The sequence below is a fragment of the Actinomadura rudentiformis genome (assembly GCF_008923185.1).
In the GTDB taxonomy this organism is placed as follows: domain Bacteria; phylum Actinomycetota; class Actinomycetes; order Streptosporangiales; family Streptosporangiaceae; genus Spirillospora; species Spirillospora rudentiformis.
Genome location: NZ_WBMT01000003.1, coordinates 276,857 through 300,387, shown reverse-complemented (window position 1 = coordinate 300,387; position 23,531 = coordinate 276,857). Strand labels below are relative to the sequence as shown.

The 23,531-nt window shown below is 70.7% G+C and carries 22 protein-coding genes; 5 read left to right on the top strand and 17 right to left on the bottom strand.

What is annotated here, in order from left to right:
• Positions 1-12: 12 nt before the first annotated feature.
• The 5 genes from F8566_RS07965 to F8566_RS07945 all read right to left on the bottom strand — a co-directional run bounded on the left by F8566_RS07965 (position 13) and on the right by F8566_RS07945 (position 6,927).
• Positions 13-453, bottom strand: a complete 441-nt coding sequence (locus tag F8566_RS07965; protein ID WP_151559282.1) for a nuclear transport factor 2 family protein — start codon at positions 451-453, stop codon at positions 13-15.
• Positions 454-614: 161 nt separating this feature from the next.
• Positions 615-3,071 carry an ABC transporter permease gene (locus tag F8566_RS07960; RefSeq protein ID WP_151559281.1) on the bottom strand — a complete coding sequence of 819 codons (2,457 nt, stop codon included), beginning with the start codon at positions 3,069-3,071 and terminating at the stop codon, positions 615-617.
• Positions 3,071-3,853 (bottom strand): ABC transporter ATP-binding protein, encoded by a 783-nt coding sequence (locus F8566_RS07955; protein ID WP_225992953.1) that lies wholly within the window; start codon positions 3,851-3,853, stop codon positions 3,071-3,073. The genes F8566_RS07960 and F8566_RS07955 overlap by 1 nt, the downstream gene beginning before the upstream one ends.
• A 56-nt stretch (positions 3,854-3,909) precedes the next feature.
• Positions 3,910-6,054: a sensor histidine kinase gene (locus F8566_RS07950; protein ID WP_151559280.1), complete on the bottom strand. Its 2,145-nt coding sequence runs from the start codon at positions 6,052-6,054 to the stop codon at positions 3,910-3,912.
• Positions 6,055-6,090: 36 nt separating this feature from the next.
• Positions 6,091-6,927: an aldo/keto reductase gene (locus F8566_RS07945; protein WP_225992952.1), complete on the bottom strand. Its 837-nt coding sequence runs from the start codon at positions 6,925-6,927 to the stop codon at positions 6,091-6,093.
• 224 nt (positions 6,928-7,151) lie between these two features.
• On the opposite strand from F8566_RS07945, the gene F8566_RS07940 reads away from it, so the two are divergent.
• Positions 7,152-7,418: a hypothetical protein gene (locus F8566_RS07940; RefSeq protein ID WP_151559279.1), complete on the top strand. Its 267-nt coding sequence runs from the start codon at positions 7,152-7,154 to the stop codon at positions 7,416-7,418.
• 105 nt (positions 7,419-7,523) lie between these two features.
• Here the strand turns inward: F8566_RS07940 and F8566_RS07935 are convergent, their stop codons facing one another.
• The 4 genes from F8566_RS07935 to F8566_RS07920 all read right to left on the bottom strand — a co-directional run bounded on the left by F8566_RS07935 (position 7,524) and on the right by F8566_RS07920 (position 9,925).
• Positions 7,524-7,700: a DUF397 domain-containing protein gene (locus tag F8566_RS07935; RefSeq protein WP_318836391.1), complete on the bottom strand. Its 177-nt coding sequence runs from the start codon at positions 7,698-7,700 to the stop codon at positions 7,524-7,526.
• A 57-nt stretch (positions 7,701-7,757) separates the two neighbouring features.
• Positions 7,758-8,807: an NAD-dependent epimerase/dehydratase family protein gene (locus F8566_RS07930; protein WP_151559277.1), complete on the bottom strand. Its 1,050-nt coding sequence runs from the start codon at positions 8,805-8,807 to the stop codon at positions 7,758-7,760.
• 22 nt (positions 8,808-8,829) lie between these two features.
• Positions 8,830-9,333, bottom strand: a complete 504-nt coding sequence (locus tag F8566_RS07925) for a hypothetical protein (protein WP_151559276.1) — start codon at positions 9,331-9,333, stop codon at positions 8,830-8,832.
• A 73-nt stretch (positions 9,334-9,406) separates the two neighbouring features.
• Complete coding sequence (locus F8566_RS07920; RefSeq protein ID WP_151559275.1) at positions 9,407-9,925, bottom strand: DinB family protein; 519 nt, start codon at positions 9,923-9,925, stop codon at positions 9,407-9,409.
• Positions 9,926-10,016: 91 nt separating this feature from the next.
• Here F8566_RS07920 and F8566_RS07915 point away from each other — a divergent pair, with 91 nt between their 5' ends.
• On the top strand, positions 10,017-11,516 hold the full coding sequence (locus F8566_RS07915; protein ID WP_151559274.1) for an outer membrane protein assembly factor BamB family protein: 1,500 nt from the start codon (positions 10,017-10,019) through the stop codon (positions 11,514-11,516).
• A gap of 117 nt (positions 11,517-11,633) precedes the next feature.
• On the opposite strand, the gene F8566_RS07910 is transcribed toward F8566_RS07915, so the two are convergent.
• Together F8566_RS07910 and F8566_RS07905 are read right to left on the bottom strand one after the other, a co-directional pair.
• The gene (locus F8566_RS07910; protein WP_151559273.1) at positions 11,634-12,863 is read right to left on the bottom strand and encodes a CU044_5270 family protein; all 1,230 of its coding nucleotides are present in this window, start codon (positions 12,861-12,863) and stop codon (positions 11,634-11,636) included.
• Positions 12,856-13,455 (bottom strand): RNA polymerase sigma factor, encoded by a 600-nt coding sequence (locus F8566_RS07905; RefSeq protein WP_151559272.1) that lies wholly within the window; start codon positions 13,453-13,455, stop codon positions 12,856-12,858. Before F8566_RS07905 ends, F8566_RS07910 begins: the two co-directional genes overlap by 8 nt.
• A 199-nt stretch (positions 13,456-13,654) precedes the next feature.
• Between F8566_RS07905 and F8566_RS07900 the strand changes: the two genes are divergently transcribed.
• Positions 13,655-14,098, top strand: coding sequence for a hypothetical protein (locus F8566_RS07900; RefSeq protein ID WP_151559271.1), 444 nt, complete (start codon positions 13,655-13,657; stop codon positions 14,096-14,098).
• Positions 14,099-14,239: 141 nt separating this feature from the next.
• Here the strand turns inward: F8566_RS07900 and F8566_RS07895 are convergent, their stop codons facing one another.
• From F8566_RS07895 to F8566_RS07880, 4 genes are all read right to left on the bottom strand, one after another.
• The gene (locus F8566_RS07895) at positions 14,240-16,666 is read right to left on the bottom strand and encodes a SpoIIE family protein phosphatase (RefSeq protein ID WP_151559270.1); all 2,427 of its coding nucleotides are present in this window, start codon (positions 16,664-16,666) and stop codon (positions 14,240-14,242) included.
• A gap of 134 nt (positions 16,667-16,800) precedes the next feature.
• A complete protein-coding gene (locus tag F8566_RS07890; protein WP_404800274.1) occupies positions 16,801-17,685 on the bottom strand; it encodes an ABC transporter ATP-binding protein in 885 nt (294 codons plus the stop codon).
• Positions 17,682-18,755, bottom strand: a complete 1,074-nt coding sequence (locus tag F8566_RS07885; protein ID WP_151559269.1) for a FecCD family ABC transporter permease — start codon at positions 18,753-18,755, stop codon at positions 17,682-17,684. Before F8566_RS07885 ends, F8566_RS07890 begins: the two co-directional genes overlap by 4 nt.
• Positions 18,752-19,774 carry a FecCD family ABC transporter permease gene (locus F8566_RS07880; protein ID WP_225992951.1) on the bottom strand — a complete coding sequence of 341 codons (1,023 nt, stop codon included), beginning with the start codon at positions 19,772-19,774 and terminating at the stop codon, positions 18,752-18,754. The genes F8566_RS07885 and F8566_RS07880 overlap by 4 nt, the downstream gene beginning before the upstream one ends.
• 97 nt (positions 19,775-19,871) lie before the next feature.
• Between F8566_RS07880 and F8566_RS07875 the strand changes: the two genes are divergently transcribed.
• Both F8566_RS07875 and F8566_RS07870 read left to right on the top strand, forming a co-directional pair.
• Positions 19,872-20,852, top strand: coding sequence for an ABC transporter substrate-binding protein (locus F8566_RS07875; RefSeq protein ID WP_225992950.1), 981 nt, complete (start codon positions 19,872-19,874; stop codon positions 20,850-20,852).
• A 200-nt stretch (positions 20,853-21,052) separates the two neighbouring features.
• Complete coding sequence (locus tag F8566_RS07870; RefSeq protein WP_225992949.1) at positions 21,053-21,466, top strand: YybH family protein; 414 nt, start codon at positions 21,053-21,055, stop codon at positions 21,464-21,466.
• A 54-nt stretch (positions 21,467-21,520) separates the two neighbouring features.
• On the opposite strand, the gene F8566_RS07865 is transcribed toward F8566_RS07870, so the two are convergent.
• Positions 21,521-22,711, bottom strand: a complete 1,191-nt coding sequence (locus tag F8566_RS07865; protein ID WP_225992948.1) for a sensor histidine kinase — start codon at positions 22,709-22,711, stop codon at positions 21,521-21,523.
• A gap of 49 nt (positions 22,712-22,760) precedes the next feature.
• Positions 22,761-23,435 carry a response regulator transcription factor gene (locus tag F8566_RS07860; RefSeq protein WP_151559265.1) on the bottom strand — a complete coding sequence of 225 codons (675 nt, stop codon included), beginning with the start codon at positions 23,433-23,435 and terminating at the stop codon, positions 22,761-22,763.
• Positions 23,436-23,531 lie beyond the last annotated feature (96 nt).

Here is a 23,531-nt window from a genome sequence, read left to right as displayed (position 1 = left end):
ATCAAGGGATCATCAACGGACCATCGTGGAGTCCGGGGCCCATCCGTCCACCCCGACCAGGCGCCGTTCGAACAACCACCGATCGCCGACCGGCACCAGGGCGTCGCGGTAGCGTCCCCAGTGGTCGGGGCCGTGTGCGTTCATCACCAGGAAGTACGCCGAGGTCCGCACGCGGAGCGGTGTGACCTCCTCGAACCGCACGTTGGTGACGAAGTGCCGGATGACGCCGGGCCGCTCTGCGCGCCCCGGCGCCGAGCCGCGTTCGACCGCCTCCGCCACCATCGCCGCGATCGAGGCCCGGCCGGTGTGGGTCTCGCCGCCGCGGATCTCCAGGACGCCGTCCTCGGTGAACGTCGCGGCCAGTTCCTCGGCCCGGCCGCGGTCACCGGCGTTCGTATAGGCGGCCAGCGTGTCGCGGACACGCTCGCGCGCCACCAGCTCCCAGATCTCCACCGGCCCTCCGATGATCGTCGCAGGGGGAGCGTAGCTCGTAGCTCGTAGCTCGTAGCTCGTAGCTCGGACGCGAGGACGCGAGGACGCGAGGACGCGAGGACGCGAGGACGCCATGGCGCGGTATGCACCATGGCGTCCGTGTGGGTCTGCCTCATCGGGCCCTACTCGCGGGCGGCTATGACTCCGGCCGGAGCGGCGCGAAGGGCGGCCCGGGCCGGGACGGTCGTGGCCAGCAGGGCGAGCAGCGCCGATCCGGCGATGATCGCCGCGTAACCCGCGAGCGGGATGTGCGGCGTGGCCGAGCCGGTCATACCGGTGCTGAACGCGGTGAGCGTGACGAGGGCGATCGCGGTGCCGAGCACGGCGGCGATCAGGGCGACGGCCCAGGTCTCCAGGCCCAGCGTCCGCAGGACCTGGCGCTTGGTCGCACCGGCGAGCCGGAGCAGGGCGATTTCACGGACGCGGCCCGCGATCGCCATGGCGAGGGTGTTGACCATCGAGATGGCGGCGAACGCGACGATCAGCGCGAGCGACAGGTAGTTGACCGCGGTGCCGCCGTCGGCCTTGTCCGGTGCGGTGGCGCGTTCCTGGACGTTGAGGCCGGGGAAGGCGGCGGTGGCCTTGCTCAGCGCGTCGCGGCTCACGCTTGGCGCGGACACCAGGACGGTCCCCATCGGAACGTCCACGTGGGCGGCCACGAGGGCGTGCGGGAGGGTGAAGTCCCCGAAGCCCAGCCCGCGCTTGTAGACGGCGACGACGCGCAGGGTGACGGGTGTGCCGTCGGCCATGGAGAACGACTTCTTGTCGCCGACCTTGAGGCCGAGATTCTCCCGTACGGCCATGGTGCCGTCGCCGAACTCGGCGAGCGAACCCGATCGCACGTCCAGGTCCATGGTGTGGTTGAGCCCGGCGGGGGTGACGCCCTGGACGCTGTAGGGGCTGTTGGTGGAGCGCACCCGGCTGTGCAGGATCTCGGTGACCGCTCGTACGCCGGGCACGCGGCGCACGGACTCCGCGGCCGGGGCCGGGACCGCCGGACCGAGGATGAAGTCGGCGACGTTGCCCGCCTGGGCCTGGGAGTCGGCGGCGCCCTTGACCGTGGTCTGCGCGAACAGCAGCGTCGAGGCCAGCGCGATCATCAGGGTGAGCGGGGTGATCACGGCCGCGAGGCGGCGTGCGCCGGTGCGCAGGTTGGCGGCGGCGAGCCCGCCGACGCCGCCCGCCATGCGCAGCGGCAGCGCGACCAGCCCGACGGTGACGCGGGCCAGGACCGGACCCAGCAGGCCGATCGAGGTCGCGTAGAGGAGCGCCGTCAACGGTGTCAGCGGTCCGGAGCCCGCCTCGGTGTGGATGCCCCGCAGCACGAAGGTCAGCACGACGGCGCCCGCGAACACGACCACCCCGGCCACGACCCGGAGCCACGGCGTGCGCGCCGGGGCGAGCGCGGCCTCGCCCAGCGCCTCGACCGGGCGGAGGCGGGCGACGCGGCGGGCGGAGATGCGGGCGGCGAGCCAGGCGGCAGCCACCGTCACCGTGACGGCGACGATCGGTGCGAACGGGCCGACCACGAGCGGCAGGTTGGCGGGGATGGCGTCGAGGTCGGCGAACGCGCCGTGCAGCCAGGATCCGAGGAGCAGCCCCGTCACGGCGCCGGGGATCGTCGCCCCGAGCCCGACGAGCAGGGCCTCCTTGCCGATCATCTGGCGGAGTTGCCGGGGCGTGGCGGCGATGGCGCGCAGCAGCGCCATCTCACGTTCCCGCTGCTGGATCGCCAGGCCGAACGTGCCGACGACGGCGAGGAGGGCCACGACGAGCGAGGTGCCGCCGAGGGCCGCGCCCATGCTGATGAGCTTGACGCGTCCGCTGTCACTGCCAAGGAACTCGACCCGGCCGCGGTCCTTTCCGGTCTGCACGGTCGCGCCAGACTCGCGCACCGCGTTCCGCACCGCCGTGGCAGTGGCCGCAGTGGCGTCCGCGTTAGCGGGCCAGACACCGATCGCGCTGACCTTCCCGGGGTGGCCGGCGAGGCGGCGCGCCTCGGCGCCGGCGAAGAACATCACGGTCTGGTTGTCGAGGCGCTGGGCGGTGACGCCGACGACGCGGTAGGTGCCCGCGCCGAGGGACGTCAGCACGTTGATCTTCGCGCCGACGGGCCGGCCCGCCGACGCGTCCACCACGATCTCGTCGGGTGCCGCGGGTGCGCGGCCCGCCTTGAGCGTGAACGGGGTCAGCGCGGCGGACTCCCAGCCGTGCCCCTCGACGGCGCCCGCGCCGGGAACCATGACGGGAAAGCTGACCTCGGTGACGATCGAACGGACACCGGGGACGGCGCGGAGCCGGGCGGCCGTGGCTTCGGGGATCCAGGCGCGGGCGGTGTTCGGCTTGGACTTGCGCTTGAACTCGCCGTCGCCCTTGTCCTTGAGGAAGTGCGACTGGGGATCTCCGGCGACCACGACCGGGGTGCCCGCGTAGCGTTCGGGTGACACCTTGCCGCGCAGGCCGGTGTCCATCAGCATGCCGCAGGCGGTGACGAGCGCGGCGGCGCAGAAGAGGGCGACGAACGCGCCGGCGAACGCGGCGCGGCGGTGCCGCAGGGTGCTCAGTGCGAGAGAGAACATCAGACGTACGCCCCCAGCCGGGTCATGCGCTCGGCCACGGCGGTGGCCGTCGGCGCGCTCAACGAGTCGACGATGCGGCCGTCCGCCAGGAACAGCACGGTGTCGGCGTACGAGGCGGCCACCGGGTCATGGGTGACCATGACGACCGTCTGGCCGAGGGTGTCCACGGTCTCGCGCAGCAATGTCAGCACGTCCCGGGCGGTCATGGTGTCCAGCGCACCGGTCGGCTCGTCGCCGAAGACCACCTCCGGCTTGGTGATCAACGCCCGGGCGATCGCCACCCGCTGCTGCTGCCCACCCGACAGTTCGGCAGGCCGGTGGGTGGTCCGGCCACCGAGCCCGACCCGCTCCAGCGTCTCGTTCAGCCACGCTCTGTCAGTGAGGGCACGGTCAGTGCGGCCGCGCGCCAGCCTCAGCGGCAGCGTCACGTTCTGCTCGACGGTCAGCGAAGGCACGAGGTTGAACGCCTGGAACACGAAGCCGACCCGCTCGCGCCGCAACTCGGTCAGCTTCGTCTCGTTCATCCCGGACAGGTCCGTGCCGCCCAAGCGCACGGTGCCCGCGGTGGGCTTGTCCAGGCCGGCCGCGCAGTGCAAGAAGGTGCTCTTGCCGGACCCCGACGGCCCCATCACCGCGGTGAAGCCACCCTTGGGCAACGTGACCGAGACCTCGCGGAGGGCGGCCACCGCGCTCTTCCCCTTGCCGTAGACCTTGCTGACGGCGTTCATCTGTACCGCGTCGTTATTCTGTGCCGCGTCGTTGATCCCGACTGCTTCGCTCATGCCCTCTACTCTGCTGACCTGCGGCTTCGGTCAACAGAGACGTGATCACCGATCACCTATGACGTCGTCATGGGTGCGACCGTGACGGAATCGGTGACGGGGTCAGCGGCGGACTCCAGCAGCGCCGTGACCCGGAACCGCCCGTCGCCGGCCAGGCGCGCGTCGAGCCGCCCGCCGAGGGCGTTCAGCCTGGTGGTGAGGTTGCCGATCCCCGAGCCGGGCGGCGTGACCTCGGACGGGCTGCCGTCGTTCTCCACGACCAGCCGGTCCGCGCCCACCGTGATCTCGCAGTGGCGGGCCGCGCTGTGCCGGAGCATGTTGGTGACGGCCTCCCGGAGGACCGTGCTCAGCACGCCCTCGGCGGCGGGCGGCGGGACGCCGTCCCGGACCACCCGGACCTCGATCCCCGCCGCGCCGAGCACGGAACGCGCCGACTCCAGCTCGGGTTCGAGCTCCAGACGCGGGGCGGCCCCGGTCACGGCCTCCATGTCGGCGCGGGCCCGGACGGCCATCTCGACCACGTCGGAGAGCTCGGCCTCGGCGCGGTCCCGGTCGACGGCGAGCAGCCTGCGGGCGAGCTCACCCTTGAGCAGCAGCGCGGCGAGGCTGTGCCCGAGCAGGTCGTGCAGGTCGCGGGCGGCGCGCAGCCGCTCCTGCACGATGGCGGCGCGCGCGATCCCGTCCCCGGCGGCCCGCAGTTCGTCGGCCAGCTGGGCGAGCCGGACCAGCCCGTACACGACGAGCCCGGTCACCAGCACGCTGACCACGGAGTTCACGATCACCGGGGTGCTCTGGTCCAGGTGCCACGCGATCAGGCCCATGCTCGCCATCACGGCGACGGTCAGGGGCCAGGCCACCGCTGAGGGCAACGCCACCAGCAGCGTGCCCGCCAGAAAGCCGGGCAGCCCGCCCCACGCCTTTCCGAACCACACCAGCGGCACGTAGCTCAGCACGGCTTGCAACAGCAGCAACCAGGCCCAGTGGTCTCCACGAGGCCGGGTCCAGCGAAGCTGGAGCAGCACGATGAGAGTGAGGCAGGGCACTGCGGCCAGCAGCGTCCAGGGGACCGTCAGCAGGAGGAACGCCTTCGCGCAGAATCCGGCGAGCACGACGGTGAGCAGCCCCGCCGCCAGCCGGTGTTCACGGCTCGCCTTGGCGGCGGGTGCGGGCGCGGAGGTGATCGCGGCTTCGACGGAGAAACGACCGTCGGGCCCCAGCCCGGTACGCAGGTGACCGCCGACCGCCTCGACCTGTTCGGCCAGCGGGACGAGCGCCTCGGCCCCGAGCGCGGCCGTGGGCACCCCGTCGTTGGTGACCCGCAGGACGACGAGGCCCTCGCTCTCGGTGGTCTCGATGGCGCAGTGCCGCGCCGTGCCCTGCCGTACGACGTCGGTGACGGCCTCCCGCAGCACGGTGGCCAGCAGGGCGCCCGCCTGCCCGAGCGGCTCCTCGTGCCCGACCCGCACCGTGACCTCGATCTCCGCCGCCGACAGCAACCCGCGGGCTGCGGAGATCTCCGGGGTCAGCGAGAGGCTGCGCAGGTCGGCGGCGGCCGACCGGGCGGTGGCCAGCGACCGGCGGGCCACCGCGAGCACGTCCTCCAGATTCTCAGGCCGCGCGGCGGCGATCGTGTCCAGCCCGCGGCCGACGCTCTCGTTGAGCTCGGCCGCCATCCGGAGCCGTTCCTCCTCGACCGCCGCCAGCGCCAGGGTGACGCGCGCGGCGTGCACCTCGTCGATCCGGTCGGTCAGCCTGGACAGTCCGTACGTGACGAGGGCGATCAGCACCGGCGTGATCGTGAAGTCGAGAAGGTTCGGGATGGACTCGGCCCGGGTCGCGTGGATGACGGGCACGGTGAGCCCGGCCACCAGGGCGGCCCGCCATGCCGAGGCGAGGAGCAGCGATCCGATCAGGAGCCCGATGATCCCGACCGAGACCCCGAAGGCCAGCACCGCCACGTACACCAGGAGGGCCTGGAGCGCCGTCACACCGAGGGTCTGGAACCGCCGGAGCGACGACAGCACGTACCGGAACTGCAGCCCCAGCACCGCGAGGATGAGCGGGACGATGACGGCGGCCCTGCCCGGCCCGCTGATCGCGCCGAGCGCGTATACGCTCACCAGGCTTCCGAGCACGGCGATGGCGATCGTCCGCGCCGTGCGCGGATGCACCTCGGCGCGTGCCGCCAGACTTCCCTGCAACCGACCCCCAAGCCCTCGACGAGGACAAAAGGGATCTTACCGACCGGCGGCGGTCATCTGGTCCAGCCTCCGGAGCTGTTCATCGGACAGTTGGAGGTCCGCGGCGGCGACGTTCTCCTCCAGGTGCGCGATCGTCGCGGTGCCGGGTATCGGCAGGACGACCGGCGAACGATGGAGCAGCCAGGCGAGCGAGACCTGCGCCGACGTGGCGCCCAGCTCGGCCGCGATCTCGCCTATTTCGGACGACCCCACCGCAGGATGAACGGGCCGCCAAGGCAAGAAGGCGATGCCCGCCGCGTCACAGGCGTCGAGCACAGCCTCATGCTCCCGATCGAGCACGTTGTAGCGGTTCTGAACGCTGACCACGTCGATGATCTGCCGCGCTTCCTCAAGTTGGTCCACGGTGACCTCCGACAGCCCGATGTGGCCGATCTTGCCCGCCACCTGGAGCTCCCGCAGCGCCCCGACCTGGTCGGCGAGCGGCACCTCCGGGTCGACGCGATGCAGCTGGAGCAGGTCGAGCCGTTCCACCCGGAGCCTCCGAAGACCCTCCTCGACCTGGTCGCGCAGGAAGTCCGGCCGCCCGCAGAGCGCGGCCTCGCGCGGCGGGTCCGGCGGCGCGACCCCGACCTTGGTCGTGATGAGCAGGTCGTCCGGATACGGATAGAGCGCTTCGGCGAGAAGCTCCTCGTTGGCGCCCCAGCCGTACAGGTGCGCGGTGTCGATCAGCGTGACCCTCAGCTCGACCGCCCGCCGGGCCACCGCGATGGCGCCCTCCCGGGCCGGCCCGGGCTCGGTCGGGAGCCGCATGGCCCCGAACCCGAGCCGCCGGACACTGCGTTCACCAATGCGAAATGTCTGCTCTGTCGTCACCGTGGCAGGATATCGGCGATCTTTGGCCGATAGTGATCTGGATGCGCTTCGAGCATCATTATAAAGTCAAATATTTAGCCGAAATCGGCTGCTTGGCGATTACCTGAGTCGCCCATTGTTATTCATCCGAAGTTTTCCCCGTAATGGCGCGCTCTGATCGAAGATCGACGCAACGGTGCTTCTGTGGATCGCACGGAGGCCAAAGGGAGGCGGAGGATCCGTACGTGAAAAAGATGTTGGCGATCGCCGGTATTTGCGCGGCCTTGACGGCAGGGGTCGTCACGGCCCCGCCTGCCGGAGCCGCGACGGCGTCCGTCGCCCAGCAGGCGGAGTCGCCGTTCCGCTATTACGACTCCTACTACGGGTCGAATCCATGGTGGTCGTGCTATCAGCGCGGCAACCTCGGTCTTCAGCGGGGAGAATGGTGGGACTACGACTGCAGGGAAGGGACGTATTGGGTGGAGCTCTGGATTCAGGTGCGGCCTGACTAGTCCGGGAAAGTCGATGCAATAAGCCCCCTGGCCTCGGGTCAGGGGGCTTAATTTGAATTTCGCTCAGCGGGAAGGACCGCACCTAGAGGTCCAGCTCGTCCCGCTTCACTCGGGCGACGAGGTCTGGAAGCCTGCCGCCGACAACGACAGGTGCCCCGCCTCAGGAGCCTTCGAGTCCCGAACGCCCACGGCGGCGCGGAGGTCGGCGACCTCGACGCATTCGCCGCCCTCGTGAGCGCTGTGACTACTCTTGCGCCACTGGGCGGTGGACAGATCCAACATGCCCATACTTCCTCTGGGTCGGAGCCCCCACACCGGGGTTTGGCCTCGCAGGACTTTTCAGGGCTTTCGGCCGACTCCCGTGACGAACTCCCGGATCCGCGCTGGCCCGCCCGTGGCCGGTGACAGTGGCGGCGTCTCCATCCCCTCGCCGGCGCGCAGCCCGCTCATGAACTCCTGCAACGCCTCGCGCGCGGTGCGCACCGGTGTCCAGCCGAGCTCGTCACGCGCACGTGCGGTGTCCATGATCGGGACCCGCAGCGCCAGGTCGAGCAGCTGGGGCGAGGCGGGGACGAGGTGCAGCGACCAGGCCGCGGCCAGGGGGGCGCGGGCGGCCTGGAGCGGGATCCGCACCACGCGGGCGCCGAAGAGGTCGGCCAGCTCGGCGGGGTCGATGACGGGTTCGGCCGCGATGTTGAACGGCCCGCGCACGTCCTTGGTGGCCGCCAGCCGGAAGGCCTCACCCGCATCTGCCGAGTGCAGCACCTGGAACCGCAGGCCGGGCAGGTCGGGAACGATCGGGATCAGTCCCGGGCGGGCCAGCCGCCCGGGCAGCAGGGGCCCGGCGAACAGGCGCCGCTGCTCGGGTGCCGATTCGTGCATGAAGCAGAATCCAGGCCGCATCCGTACGACCCGGCACTCCGGATGGTCACGCTCGAATCCGTCAAGGAGGCGCTCGACGTAGGCCTTCTCCCGTCCGTACGCCGCCGTGGGCCAGCTGTGCGTCGGCCAGGTCTCGTCCACGGCGCGGTTCTTGGGCCCCGGCGAATACGCCCCGACGGACGAGGAGTAGACGAGCGCCGGGACCCCGGCCTCGGCCACGGCACGCATCACCCGTTCACTGCCCAGCACGTTGGTGCGCCACGTGGCGATCGGGTCGTGAGTCGGCTGGAACAGCCAGGACAGCAGAACGACCGCGTCCGCACCGCGCAGCAACGGGACCAGATCGGTCTTCCGCACGTCGGCGACGGCCCAGTCGGTCTTCTCGGCCTTCCAGTCCGGCAGCCGGCGTGCCAGCCCGCGGATCGAGGTGACCTGCGGGTCCTTGCTCAAGGCTCGTATGGTGCTCGTCCCGATGTTGCCGGTGGCTCCGATGACGACGATCCGCATGACGATTCCCTTCCCCCCCGAGTTATCGCAACGCTTCGGAGGCGACGCGCAGGCGCAGGTCTTCGATCACTTCGGACTGGCGCCGCGCCCGCGAGAACAGGTCGTCCAGCCGTTCGCCGTCCAGCGCCGGATGGCTCCCGGCCCGGGTCCGCAGCGCCGCCCACAGGGCGGACTTGCCCTCCACACCGAGCCGCAACGCCTCGAGCTCGACGAGGTCGCTCAGCGGCGACCGCCGGACGATCCTGCCGTTGGGCTTCAGCCGGCCCGCCTTCTCGGCCGCCCAGCCACCGATGACCTTGTAGCGCCGGACCGGGACGCCGAGCGCGGCCATGATCTTCAGCAGCGCCGCGCGATCCTCGGCGATCTCGTTCGCCAGCCCGCGCAGCACCTCGCCGCCCGGGTCGTCGCGCTTGGCGGCGGCGACCCGCCGCGCCAGCTCGACCCCGGTCGTGGCACCCGCCAGGTGATCATTCAGATAGATCCCCAGTAGACCCGTCTGACCTGCGGTCCTACCGGTCTTCACCATGATCGAGACCCTCCTCCGAGCGTTCTCCTCGAAGGTCTCTGCCCGCCAGAACCGCAGCGAACCCCGGGCGGGGTCAGCGGGCGGCGTGCTGGAGCCGGACCGAGCCGATCTCGGCGGCGTTCTTCATGAGCTCTGCGTTCACCCAGCCGAGCATGTGGGCGACCGTGTGGCCGGGGTCGCCCTGCCAGGGGAACGGGGCGGTGGCGTCGAGATCGGAGTCGGTGAGGCGGTCCAGGACGGCCAGCCAGTCCTTGCGGAGACCGTGCAGCCACTCGACGGCCGCGCTCTCGCCCGGCCAGGTGATCGCAGTGCGTTCGCGCGGCGGCCTGCCCTCGGCGTGATCGATGGTGGTGCTCCACCACCAGCCGATATGCCAGGTCAGCCATGCGATCGTCGGGACGGGGACGGGGTCCGGCTCGGTGTCCGCCCAGTCCGGCACCCACGTCCCGTCGGCCGCGGGGCGCACGGTCCAGCAGTGCGATACCGGCTCCCAGAGGAAGTCGTCGGGTACGAGCCGTTCCAGGTGGTACTCGAACAACGACCAGGTCAGCTCGAACTGCCAGCGCAGCAGATCACCTCGTGATGTCTTCATCGGGCCGACCCTGGCACACCGTAGTGGCGACCGTGAACCGATTATTTGATCTATCCTCCTGCTGATCATCGGGTGAGGGCGAGGGGCGACGTTGCGCTTCAAGGAGCATGAGCCTTCCGCCGGCCGTACGGTCGCCCAGTTGCTCGTCTGGGCCGTGCTGGGGATCCTCATCGGCGCGGCCATCGTCATCTCCGTTCTGGGCTGGATCGCCGTCAACATCGAGTCGGGCGGAAGCTGCGGGAGCGGCTCCTGCCCCAACGGCTCGGGCCTGCACTTCGCCGCGTTCTTCTTCGCGATCGTCTGCTGTGTCCCGATCGTGGGGGCGGTCGTTCTGGTGGGCATGCGGCTGCCTGCAGCCATCGCGCTGGTCGTCGCACTGGTCGCGGGCGGCTACGGGGGGACCGTCCTGTGGGCCGGCGTGCACGGCGAGACCTACGACGAGGCCTGGTCGGCCGAGCCCGACCGGCCGAGTTCGTTGCGCGGGAAGGGCGCGTGGGCGACCGCGAAGCTGGTCGTACGGGTCCGTACCGATGGCGCGATCGCTTATGACCTGGGCAATGGCACGCAATCGTGGGCCTACCAGGTGCCCGAGCCGCATGTCGTCTGCACGATGGCCGAGACGGCGGCGGACGGGATCGGGTTGCTCGCGTACGGGAGCGACAAGGGACCCTGCAATCAGGTCGCGGCCGTCGATCTCACCAGCGGCAAGGAGCTGTGGAAGACGGGACTGGGCAAGGTGATGCGGTACTGGCGCCCTGGAGCCACCGGGATCCTCGCCACGAGCACGGGCTCAGCCGTGCTGCCCACGGACCGGGGCCTGCGCGGCCTGGACCTGCGCACGGGTCAAGCCCGTTGGACGTGGAAGGCCCCCAAGTCCTGCGTCTTCGACTCGGGGCTCAATGCGCTGACCGCCTCTGGCGCGGCCGTCGCGACCACCGTCCAGTGCGGGCCGGACGCGGCGAAGACGACCGTCGCCGTCGTGGACCCCCGCACCGGTGCCCTGCGCTGGTCGGCTCCGCTGCCCACTGCGGCCAAGGCCGAGGACACCTCCGTTGTGTCCGCCGATCCGGTCGTCGTCTACAGCAAGGAGCCTGGCGAGCGGGGCAGGCAGCAGCTGGTCACCTTCACACCGGACGGCCGCCAACGCGCCGCGTTCCCCACGTCCACCAGCGAGGGCGACCTGCAGTTGTACGCGAGAGACTACGGCGGGATGCCCATCCGGACTCTGCGGGTCCAAGGGGACGTCATCGTCGCCGTCGCCGAAGGCCACCGGAAGTACTCCTGGGAGGCCGATCTCGTCGCGTTCGACTTCACCGGCAGGGAACTCTGGCGGCACAAGACCAGCCATGGCGTCGACGGCCTGCTCACAACGGCCGATGCGGTCAGCCTGTTGACGCCGCGCAGCCTCAGGAACAAGGCGGCCGAGCTCACCGTCCTGTCCCTCGCGAGCGGCAAGGTCACCAGGGAAATCACGTTGCTGCACGGGTTCGCCGGCGACCCCGCCTTGGTGTTCACAGCCCCGGGGCGCTACGTGTTCGTCCAGGGCGGCGAGGATCCCAAGGTCCCGCCGGTGACGGCCTTCCGCCGCTAACGGCCTCCGCTGCCGGCCTCGCTGCTGGCCTGCGTGTCCGGAGCGCCGCGGGACGCGGGGCAGATGACGGCTCTCTGCCCCGCGCCCTGGTCGTCGCCGTTGCCGGTCGCCGCCGGGTTACTGGCCCGGCAGCTTCGGCTCGGTGTCGGTCCACTCCCCGAGCTCGAACACCTTGTACGAGACGATCTCGCCCGGCTTGTGGAATCGGTCGGGCATGTCCTTGACCTGCAGGCTGCGCGGCTTGCCATTGTCGCCGGGACGGAGCTTCCGGCTGCCGCGTGGCGGTGTCACCACCAGGTCCCGGACGGCCAGCAGCGTCCCGGTGCCGGGGTCGATGATCCATTGGCGCCGGTAGGTGCCGAGCTGCTTGGGCGCGGTGTAGAGCCCGAGCGGCACGGTCGAATCCACCGGGAGCGAGATCGCCGTGCCGGTACGGCCGAGGGGGTCGGTCGTCCTGCCTTCGGCCTTGACGCCGGGCAGGGCGGCGAGCATCCGGTAGGTGGCGGCTCGAAGCGCCGGGGGAGTGGGCGCGGTGGCCAGCAGGGACTCGGCCACATCGCTCAGCGCCCGGCTGCGCGCCTTGCCACGCAGGGCCCGCATCGGCTGCTCCGGGCCGTCGGGCTGGTACGCGCGCCAGTGACCCTTGAGGTTCAGCAGCGCGTTCTCCAACTGTGCGGGCTCGGCCGGCAGTGCGGCGAACTGTTTCTGTGTCAGCCCGTAAAAGACCCCGTCGTCGTCGGGCGGGCTCGGACGTACCGACATGCCCGTGCTCGCGCCCTTCAGGAACATGACGACCGGTCCTTCAGCCGACGGGACCTCCAATTGTGAGGGAGATCCGGCCGCCTGCCATTTCTGCTTGTCCTGGTCGGTCCAGGGACGGTCGGGCAGGTCCTGGTTGCCCCACCAGCTGTTGCCGTCCCGGCCCATCCAGCCTTCGCTCCGCTGCAAGGACACGATCTTGTAGTGATCCGCGGCGCTCTTCCCGGCCGCGAAGATCTCGCCTCTGATCGAACTCGAGTGCCAGTACTTCCCGGCCTTGCCCTTCTCTACGCTGGTCGCCGCGACCAGCAGCGCGTTGCCCGGCGCGCCGACCTTGCCCGGACCGCCCGTACCGGTGCCGGCGGAATCAGACGGCAAAGTGAGAACGGCCACCGAGCCGGCCGCCACGGCCGCCACGGCCGCCAGGCTCACCATCGGCAGCTTGAAGGTCGATGGCAGTCTGAAGGCGCGCCGCCGCCGCTGGGGCGAGACGCCCGCCCGCCAACCGACCCTCATCGCGAGCTGATCCGAGTTCTCCTCGCGTGCGAGCGTTGTCCGCATCCGCCGCAGCGCGTCGAGCTCATCCATCGTTCTTCTCCTCGAACTTCTCCTGCGGGAGGGCTTTGCGGAGCTTCGCCCGGACCCGGTGAATCTTGGCCTTGACGGTGCCGAGCGGCAGATCCAAGGTGGCTGCGATCTCGGCGTACGACAGCTCGCCCCACGCGAGCAGCAACACGGCGTTGCGGTCCTGTGCGCTCAGCCCGGCGAGGGCCTTCGCGAGGCGCGGCCCGAGCGCGGCGGCCGCCGCACGGTCGCTGGCGAGTTCCGCGACGCCGTCCTCAGCGGGGTCGACGCCCGTGCGGGCGAACGCCCGGTACATGCGGCTCTCCTGCCGGTGGTGCTTCGCGATCAGGTTGCTCGCGATGCCCCACAGCCAGGCGCTGAACTCCGCCCGCCCGTCGAACCGCTCGCGCTGCTTGAACGCGATGGCGAACGTCTCGGACACGAGGTCGTCGGCGAGCGGCGGTCCCAGGCGCCGTTTGATGTAGGCGTGGAGTCGTGGCGCGTGGCGGCTGAACAGTTCGCCGAACGCCTCCGGGTCATCCAGGGAGACCTCGACGATCCTCAGATCGTCCAGCTTCTCCCCGGGATGACCGCTCACCGCTCTCGCCGTGGCCATAGGCCGGCGTCTTCCTTCATGAGGTGGGTCCTCCGGGGACTCGGGGTGGCTGACAACCTCCTCTATCCCGAACCCCGCGCCCCGGTTGCGTGTCCAGGTATTGAGTGAACATTCCGTCTCGTTCCGTATGCGAAGGAAGCCGAGATCTTCTATGTTCGATCTTGCTCCCGCAAAGATCGACTACAGAGGACGACACCATATGAAGACCCGTCTCATCACCGCCGCCGCCGCGTTCGCCGTGGCAGGCGGCGCGATGGTCGCCACCACCGGAACGGCTCACGCCACCGACGCCGTGCGCGTCGCGTCCGTCCAGGCGGACTCCTCGTCCGCGACCATCGCCGCCAAGAGGTTCAACGCTGTCAGGCCCTGGGGTGCCGCCCGCGGCTACGCGAGCCTCAAGGCCATCAAGGGCGTGATGACCGACCGCATGAACGACCGCCAGTGTGTCCGGGTGACCGTCTACTGGGCCATCGCGGTGAAGGGCAAGGACGGCAAGAAGAAGGCCAAGATCCTCGACGTCGACCGCGGCACCGTCTGTGGCAAGGGCAAGTCGAAGAAGTTCACGTCCACGCCGGACTACAGGAAGCGCCCGTTCAAGGCGGACGGCGCCCTCCTGACCATGAAGCGGGTTCCCCAGCGCTAGCCAAAGACCCGCTGACCGGCGACGCGGTGAACGACAGGCAGGGCGGATGATCATCCGCCCTGCCTTCCGTTCATGAGCCAGAATCGCCCTCACCACCTGGCGACTTCTCAACAGCTGAACCGTCGGCACTCGGCCCGGGTTTCAGCCGAGTGCCGGTGCGACCTCGGCCCAGATGGTCTTGCCGTGCGGGGTCTGGCGGGTGCCCCAGCGCTGGGTGAGCTGCGCGACCAGCAGCAGGCCGCGCCCGCCCTCGTCGAAGGCACGGGCCCGGCGCAGGTGCGGGGCGGTGTCGCTGGCGTCGGAGACCTCGCAGATGAGGGTCCGGTCCCGGATGAGGCGCAGCTGGATCGGACCCTCGGCGTACCGGATGGCGTTGGTGACGAGCTCGCTGACGATCAGCTCGGTGACGAAGGCGGCGTCGTCCAGGCCCCAGTCGGTGAGCTGCTTGGTCGCCAGTTTGCGGGCGTCGGCGACGTGGGCGGGATCGGCGGGCACGCCCCAGGTGGCGACCCGGTCGGAGCCGAGAGCGCGGGTGCGGGCCACAAGCAGGGCGACGTCGTCCATGGGACGTTCAGGCAGCACGGCTTCCAGGACGGTGTCGCAGGTGGCCTCCAAGGACGGGTCCGGGTGGGACAGCGCGCGGCGCAGCCGTTCGAGCCCGACATCGATGTCGTGATGGCGGGACTCGACGAGGCCGTCGGTGTAGAGGGCCAGGGTGCTGCCCTCGGGCAGTTCGACCTCGGTGCCTTCGAACGGGAGGCCGCCCAGGCCGAGCGGCGGGCCGGCGGGCAGGTCCAGGAAGTCGACGTCACCGTCCGGGGTGACCAGCACGGGCAGCGGGTGGCCGGCGCGGGCCAGGCTGCACCGGCGCGACACCGGGTCGTACACCGCGTACAGGCAGGTGGCGCCGATGTCGCCCTCGTCATCGTCGCCGTCGGCCGCCGCGTCGGCGGCGAGCCGGGCGACCAGGTCGTCAAGGCGGGTGAGCAGTTCGTCGGGCGGCAGGTCGACGTCGGCGAGCGTGCGCACGGCGGTGCGCAGCCGGCCCATGGTCGCCGAGGCGTGCAGGCCGTGGCCGACGACGTCGCCGACGACCAGGGCGACCCGGGCGCCCGACAGCGGGATCACGTCGAACCAGTCCCCGCCCACCCCGGCATGGGTGCTGGCCGGCAGGTAATGGGTGGCGACCTCCACGGCCGACTGCTCCGGGAGCCGCTGCGGAAGCAGGCTGCGCTGCAGGGCCAGGGCGGTAGCGCGCTCGCGGGTGTAGCGGCGGGCGTTGTCCAGGCAGACGGCGGCCCTGGCGGTGAGCTCCTCGGCGAGCAGCACGTCGTCCTGCTGGAAGAGGTCCGGGCGGCGGCCTCGAGCGAGGACGGCGACGCCGAGGGTGACTCCGCGGGCGCGGATCGGTACTGCCAGGACCGAGTGGATCCCGTGCGCCCGGGCGCTGGCCGCCCGCGCCGGGTTGAAGCTGAGCGAGGCCATGAACGCCGGATCGTCGATGGTGGTCAGCACGGCCGTGCCGCTGGCCAGGCAGCGCGCCATCGGGGAGTCCGCCGGATGGAAGTCGACCTCCTCCGGAGCGACCACGGCTTCGGGGACGCCCTCGTGGATGGACTGGTGGGCGACGCGGCGCAGCGCGATCGTGCCGGTGAGCGGTCCCAGGATCGGCTCGTCGCCGCTGAGCATGGCGCCGAGCAGATCGACGAGCGCGAAGTCGGCGAGCCGCGGCACGAACGTGTCGACGAGCTCCTCGGCGGTGCGGGTGACGTCCAGGGTGGTGCCGATGCGGGCGCCGGCCTCGTTCAGCAGGGTGAGCCGTTGCCGGGCCCAGTACTGCTCGGTGATGTCGAGGACCCCGGTCCACAGGGCCAGCGTCCGGCCGGTCTCGTCCTTCAACGGGGAGATCGAGACGGACCAGGCGCGTTCGCGGGTCTCGCTGGGGACCCGGCGGTAGGTCACCCGCTGCACCGGCTCGCCCGTCTGGAGGACGTAGCGCATGTACAGCTCCAGCGCGTCCCACTGAGGGCCTGGCAGGACCTCGGTGACGCGCCGTCCGCGTAGCTCGTCCTCGGTGACCCCGCACATCCGGCACATGCGTTCGTTGACTCGCAGGCACCGCAGGTCCATGGCGTTGATCGCGAGGGCGAACGACGACTGGGTGAACGCGCGGTCCATGAGGGAAACGTTCTCCCCGGTGTTGGCGTCCAGCCTGGCAGGCGGCGGCGCGGTGAGAGTGACCAGAAGCCACCGTAGGGAACCGTCGTCGCGGCTCGGGTGGGCCAGCAGTTCCACGTTCACGTGGCTGCCGTCCCGGTGCCGCAGCCGGACGAGGCCGTTCCAGGACCTCCGCTCGTCCAGGCACCGGCGGGCAGGCTCCGGAAGATCCGCTGCCAGCAGGTTCGCGGCCGGACGTCCGGTGACCTCTTCGGCGGCGTATCCCAGCAGCCGCTGGGCGGCGCCGTTCCAGGACACGACGATGCCCCGCTCGTCCACCACGGCCATGGCGGCGTCGACCTCGGGGCCGGACCCCCCGGTGCCGGCCAGGGTGTTGGTATCGGTGTCCATCGCCACCCGTTCCGCCCTCGCAGGGGACCACCAACGGTTCTCGCAGGTCAGGGTATATAACCTACATCACACCCCACCAGATGTACTACAAATCACAATATCGTCATCGCCGTCCGTAACCATGGGCCTCCTGGCTACCCGGCCGCCTGATCTGAGTCGCGCGGGGTCGCGTGCGAGCCCAGCGGGATGACCAGTGGCGCGCCGGTGACCGGGTCCTCGATCACGCGGGCGGGCAGACCGAACACCTCCTCCAGCATCCCCTCGGTGAGGACCTCGGCCGGGGCGCCCTGAGTGACGACGGCACCCTCTCGCATGGCCACGAGACGGCCGGCGTAGCGGGCTGCGAGGTTGAGGTCGTGCAAGACCATGACGATGGTGCGGCCGTCGTCGGAGTGGAGGCGCTGCACCAGTTCCAGGACCTCGACCTGGTGGGCCAGGTCGAGATAGGTGGTCGGCTCGTCGAGGAGGAGCAGGCCGGTGTCCTGGGCCAGTGCCATGGAGATCCACACGCGCTGCCGCTGCCCGCCCGACAGCTCGTCCATCGGCCGTTCGGCATGCTCCAGCATGTCGGTCTTGGCCAGCGCCGCGTTCACGACCTTTTCGTCGCCGGTGGACCACTGGCGGTACCACGCCTGGTGCGGATGCCGCCCGCGCGCGACCAGGTCGGAGACGGTGAGGCCCTCGGGGGCCTGCGGGGCCTGCGGCAGCACCGCCATCCGCCGGGCGACCTCCCGGGTCGGAAGGCGGGCGATGTCGGCGCCGTCCAGCACGACCTGGCCGCCGCGAGGGCGCAGCAGCCGCCCCAGCCCGCGCAGCAGGGTGGACTTGCCGCAGCCGTTGGGTCCGATGATCGCGGTGATGCCGGCGCCGCTGAGGTCCAGGGACAGGCCGTCGACGACCAGCCGATCGCCGTACCCGAGACGCAGTTCCCGCGCCTCCAGCGAATGAGCCTCCAGCGAATGAGCGGGGGTGTCCGGGGTGGGGGTCCCAGGGGTGGGGGTCCCAGGGGTCGGGGTCACAGGATCGCCTTTCGCCGGGACCGTACGAGCAGGTAGACGAGCAGGGGCGCGCCAAGGACGGCGGTGACGACGCCGACGGGCAGTTCCACCCCGCCGAACGCGGTGCGGGCGATGAGGTCGGCGCCGACGGTGAGGACGGCCCCGGTGACCAGCGACCCGACCAGCGGGGGCTGGCCCGTGCCGGCCAGCCGCATCGCGATCTGCGGAGCGGCCAGGGCGACGAACTCGACCGGCCCGGCGGAGGCGGTGGCGATCGAGGCGAGCACGATGGCGGCCAGGACCAGCAGCGAGCGGGACAGGTTCACCCGCAGCCCGAGGCCGCGGGCGGGCTCGTCGCCCAGCCGCAGCGAACCGAGGGCGAACGCGCCGATCAGGACGGCCGGGACGAGCACGGCCAGGGCCAGCGCGACGGGCCGGACGTGCTCCCAGCCGCGCGCGTTCAGCGTGCCGGTGATCCAGGCCATCGCGCGGCTCGCGTCGTTGACGTCACCCAGGGCCAGGAGCCACCACTTGATGTTGGAGGCCACGCCGGCGAAGCCGATGCCGACCAGGACGAGCCGGTAGCCGTCCAGACCGCTCCGCCAGGCCAGCATGTAAACGAACACGCCGCTGACCAGGCCGCCCGCCAGCGCGGCCAACGGAATGCCGATCCCGGCAAGCGCGCCGCCCGCGCCGCCCGCGGCACTGCCGGTCGCGACGGTGAGCGCAACGACGACGACGCTGGCGCCTTGGCCGACGCCCAGGGTGTCGGGGCTGGCCAGCGGGTTGCGGGTGATCGACTGGGTGAGCGCGCCGGACAGGCCGAGCGCGGCGCCGACCAGCGCTCCGGTGAGGGCACGCGGCAGCCGCAACTCCATCACGACGAACCGGTTCTCCGGGCTGCCGAGCAGCGTGCGGACGACCTCGCCTACGCCGATCGGGTAGTCGCCGCGCCCGATGTTCAGGGCCATCAGCAGCGCCAGGACGGCGAGCCCGGCGGGGACCAGCAGAAGAGGACGGGGCCGTACCCGGAACGACGCCGGGCCCGCCCGCAGCGCCCGTGGCCCGCCCAGCCGCTTCACGGTGGTCACAGCCGCATCGCCTTTCTGCGCCGGACCAGCGCGATGAAGAACGGCCCTCCGAGCAGGGCGAGCATGATGCCCACCTCCACTTCGCCGGGACGGGCCACCAGGCGCCCGGTCACGTCCGCGGCCAGCAGCAGCGTCGCGCCCAGCAGCCCGGAGAACGGCAGCAGCCAGCGGTGGTCGGGACCCGACAGGGCGCGGGCCAGATGGGGGACGATCAGCCCGAGGAACGCCAGCGCCCCGCAGGCGGCCACGGCGGCACCCGTCAGCAGCGTGATCGCGGCTACGCCGACGGCGCGGGCGAGCCCGATCCGGTGCCCGAGCGAGCGGGCCACGTCCTCGCCCAGCGCGAGGGCGTTGAGGCCGGACGCGTTCGCCGTCGCCAGGACCAGCCCGGCCAGCACGAACGGGAGCAGCACGGGCAGCGCGTCGGCGTCCCGTCCCGCCAGCGCCCCGGCCTGCCAGAAGCGGTAGGTGTCCATGGCCTGCTCGTCGAGCAGCACCAGCCCGGCGACCAGGCCGTGGAGGAACGCGGTCACGGCGGCGCCCGCCAGCGCGAGGGTGAGCGGCGTGGCGCCCCCGCGCCCGGAGCCGCCGAGCACGAAGACCAGCACGCTGGCGGCCAGCGCGCCCGTGAACCCGAACCAGATGTAGGTGCCCACGCCCGTGACGCCGAAGGTGAAGATGCTCAGCACCATCGCGAACGCCGCGCCCTGCGTCACGCCGAGCAGCCCGGGGTCGGCCAGCGGGTTGCGGGTGTGGCCCTGCACCAGCGCACCGGCCACGCCGAGCGCGGTCCCGGCCAGCACTCCGAACGCGGTGCGCGGGAGCCGCAGGGACCGTACGACGATGTCCTCCTCGGTCCCCGAGGGGGCGAAGATCGCGTCCCAGACCGCGGCCGGCGGGACGTGCCTGGCACCGATCATGACGCTTGCCAGCGCCGCCAGGGCGGTCATCAGCACCAGGCAGAGCAGCACGGCCGGCCGGTGCCGGAAAGCCCCTCTCCGGACCGCCTCAATCAGCACTGCAGCACCGGGTGCCTCTTTCCGCGCAGGTCACGATGTGGTTAGGTAAGCCTCGCCTAAAACAGGCAAGCCTGACCTAAATCGAGAAGGATACTAAATGAGGATGTCGCCGCTCCGACGCGCGGCCGCCGGGATCGCCGTCGCCGCACTCACCACCCTCGGCCTGACGGCCTGCGGTTCCAGCGACAGCGGCGAGGGCGGAACGCCGCTGCGAACGATCCAGCACGCCATGGGCACCACCAAGATCTTCAAGGAGCCGAAGCGGATCGTCGCGCTCGACCAGTCCTTCCTGGACGCCGCGATCAGCCTGGACACCGACGTGTACGGCTACACCACCTACCGGACCGTCACCGAGAAGCTGCCCGACTACCTCGGCGAGGCAGGCCGCAAGCACGCCTCGAACGCGCAGCCGGTCGGCACGCTCTCCGAGCCCAGCCTGGAGAAGATCAGCGCGCTCAAGCCCGATCTGATCCTGTCGGCCAAGATCAGGCACGAGGCCCTCTATGGCAGGCTCGCCCAGATCGCACCGACGGTCTTCACCGAGACCACCGGCGCGACCTGGAAGGACAACGTGCGGCTGGTCGGCAAGGCCCTGGGCAAGGACCAGCTCGCCGAGCAGCGGATCAAGGCCTACGAGACCCGCGCCCAGGCCATCGGCGCCGCGATCAAGAAGAAGGACGACGGACTCCCGTCGATCTCAGTGGTCCGCTTCACCGACGAACCGACCGTGCGGCTCTACACCGAGCGCAGCTACTCGGGAATCGTCCTCAAGGACGTGGGCTTCCCCCGCCCGAAGGGCCAGCCGACCAGCGACAAGATCGCGGTCGACATGAGCGAGGAGCGCATCAGGGAACTGGACGCCGACCAGATCTTCATCACCACCTACGTTGACGACGCCGGCAAGGCCCGCCAGGTCGAGGCCAAGTTCAAGAACAACCCCCTGTGGGGCCGGATGAAGGGTGAAAAGCGCCAGGTGAACGACGCCACCTGGATGACCGCAGTAGGCCTGCAAGGCGCCCACTCCATGCTCGACGACCTGGCAAAGTTCTTCGAAGTCCCCCCGGCCCGCACGCCCTGACGACCGCGCGGGCGGCGGGCGGAAGCAGACCTTCGCCCTCGGCCGCCGGACCTGGTCGCTTGACGGATGCCTCGGTCTCCTGACGGATGCCTCGGCCGCCGGACCTGGTCACCTGACGGATGCCCCGGTCGGCGTGCTGCTCGTAGCGTCCTTGGCATGACATGCCGAAGAGGCGCGGCCGAGGATTCAAGGAGCCGGCGATGACTGTGAGGCCCGAGGTGCACACCACACCCGTCAGCGATCAGGACTTGGCGGAGCTTCAGGCGCTCGTCGCCGATATCGAGGACGGCTTCAACCGGAAGGAGGTTGCCGTTCTCGACCGGCCGTTCTCCGCGGACACGGTCGTCGTGGTACCGGACGGCACGATGATCCGGGGCTGGGACGAACTGTTCGCCTACCACACAGACCGGATGGCCAACGTGGTCTCAACATGGAAGACCCGCATATCGGTGCTGAGCGCCGTGATGCCCGGTCCGGACACGGCCGTCCTGCACTTCCGGCAGGAGACCACCACGCCGGACGGCGGCTTCGCCAACCACGGAACCGTCGTCGCGATCCGCCGGGACGGCAGGTGGTGGATCGGCGCGCTCCACAACACCAACATCGTTCAGTGATCGGGACTCGGCGGACGACGTCAAGGCACCCGGCAGTGACCGGGAAGGGCAGATTCACATGTGGTTCGACGCCGGTCGCTGGCCGGGTGAGGAGGTCGCGGGCGCGGCCGGAGTGGTACGCGGGCCGCGTGGCCGCGGGTTGTCAGGCTTGCGCGGATACTGGTGCCCGGGTACGACAGGTGCGGGGAAGCTGATCTCGACGGAGAGGCCACCGCCCGGGCGCGCGTGTGCGGTGATGTCGGCGCCGTGCGCCGTGGCGATGGCGCGGACGATCGAAAGGCCGAGGCCGTGGTGGCCGTCGCTGCGCGCCGTCCGTCCGCCGAGCCGCTGGAAGGGCTCGAAGAGCCGGCCGACCTGCTGCGGGGAGATGACCGGACCGCTGTTGACCACCCAGACGAACGCCCGCCCGGCCCTGGTCTCGGTCGCGACTTCCACGTGGCCGCCGGGCACGTTGTGGTGCACGGCGTTGTCGATGAGATTGGCGATCAGGCGTCCGGCGAGCGCGGGGTCGCCGGCGGACGGGGCGGGCGTGATCTGGGCATAGAGGCGCACGCCGCGTGCATCCGCCTCCAGGCGTGATGAGTCGAGGGCCTGACGGGCGAGGTCGGACAGATCGAAGGGTTCCTGGCGGTCGAGACCACGTTCGCTGCTGGCCAGTGTGAGCAGGGCTTCCAGCAGCCGCGCCTGGTCCTTGCTGATCGCGAGCAGTCGCTCCGAGGTCGCCCGGTAGGACTCCAGCGTGGCCTCACGGTCGGTGAGTGTCTCCTCCAGGAGCGCGCGCTCCAGGGTGAGCGGCGTGCGCAGTTCATGTGCGGCGTTGGCGACGAAGCGCTTGTGCGCGTCGAGGGCGGTCTCCAGACGGCCGAGCAGGCCATCGACGGTGTCGGCGAGGTCTTTCATCTCGTCGCGGGGTCCTGTGACGGCGAGCCGTTCGTGCACGTTACGAGCGGAGATCTGCTGGATCGTGGCCGTCATCGTGCGCAGTGGCCGCAGGACGCGTCCGGCGACCAGCCAGCCCAGCGCGATCGAGATCACCACCATGATCGCGAGTGCGATCCCGGACTGAATCAGCAGGTCGCGCAGCTGTGCTTCCTTCATCGGCTTCAGAAGCTCGCGGATTTCCCGTGCATTGCCGGAGGTGTCAATGACCACCCACTTGGCGCGGCGCTGGAGCAGGTAGGTGATCGTGAGAAGGACCGCGCCGGAGATCATGAACAGTGCGCCGTACAGGGCCGTGAGACGCATGCGCACGGTCCGGAGTGACAGAGAAGGGGAGATGCTCGGCCGGAGCGGGTCACGAAGGCGCATGGGCATCACCTATCCGGTAGCCGCCCTGCTGGACGGTTTCGATCAGTGGTGGCGGGCCGAGCTTTGACCGCAGCCGGTTCATCGTGGCCTTGACGGTGGTGGTGAACGGGTCGGTCGCCTCGTCCCACACCCGTTCCAGCAGTTCCTCGGCGGGCACGACGCGGCCGCCGGCACCGAGCAGGTATTCCAGGACCGCGAACTCCTTCGGGCTCAGTGCCAGCCGCATTCCCGCCCGGGTCGCGATCCGCTGCGCCGGATCCAGCCGCAGATCACCGTGGACGAGGACCGGCGGCAGCGCCGGTTGCGCCCGGCGGCCGAGCGCCCGGATCCTGGCTACGAGCTCGGCGTACGCGAACGGTTTCGGCAGATAGTCGTCGGCGCCCAGACTCAAGCCGGACACGCGGTCCGCGATCGTGCCGGACGCGGTCAGCATCAGGACACGGGTACGGCGCGTCCGGCTCACCAGAGAGCGGCACACCTCGTCGCCGTGGACGCCGGGCAGGTCCCGGTCGAGCACGACGACGTCGTAGTCGAGCAGCGAGGTCCGTTCGATGGCCGCCGCGCCGTCGTGGACCACGTCGACGGCCATTCCCTCGCGGCGCAGGACTCTCGCCACGGACGCCGCGAGCTCGGCGTGATCCTCGGCCACCAGCACTCTCATCGTGTGATCAGGATGCCCCTGGCGCGGTCACAGCCGGGTCACAGGAGCTCTGACCGCGGTGTGACCGCCCGTTGCCTAGAACTGGCCTCCAACGCT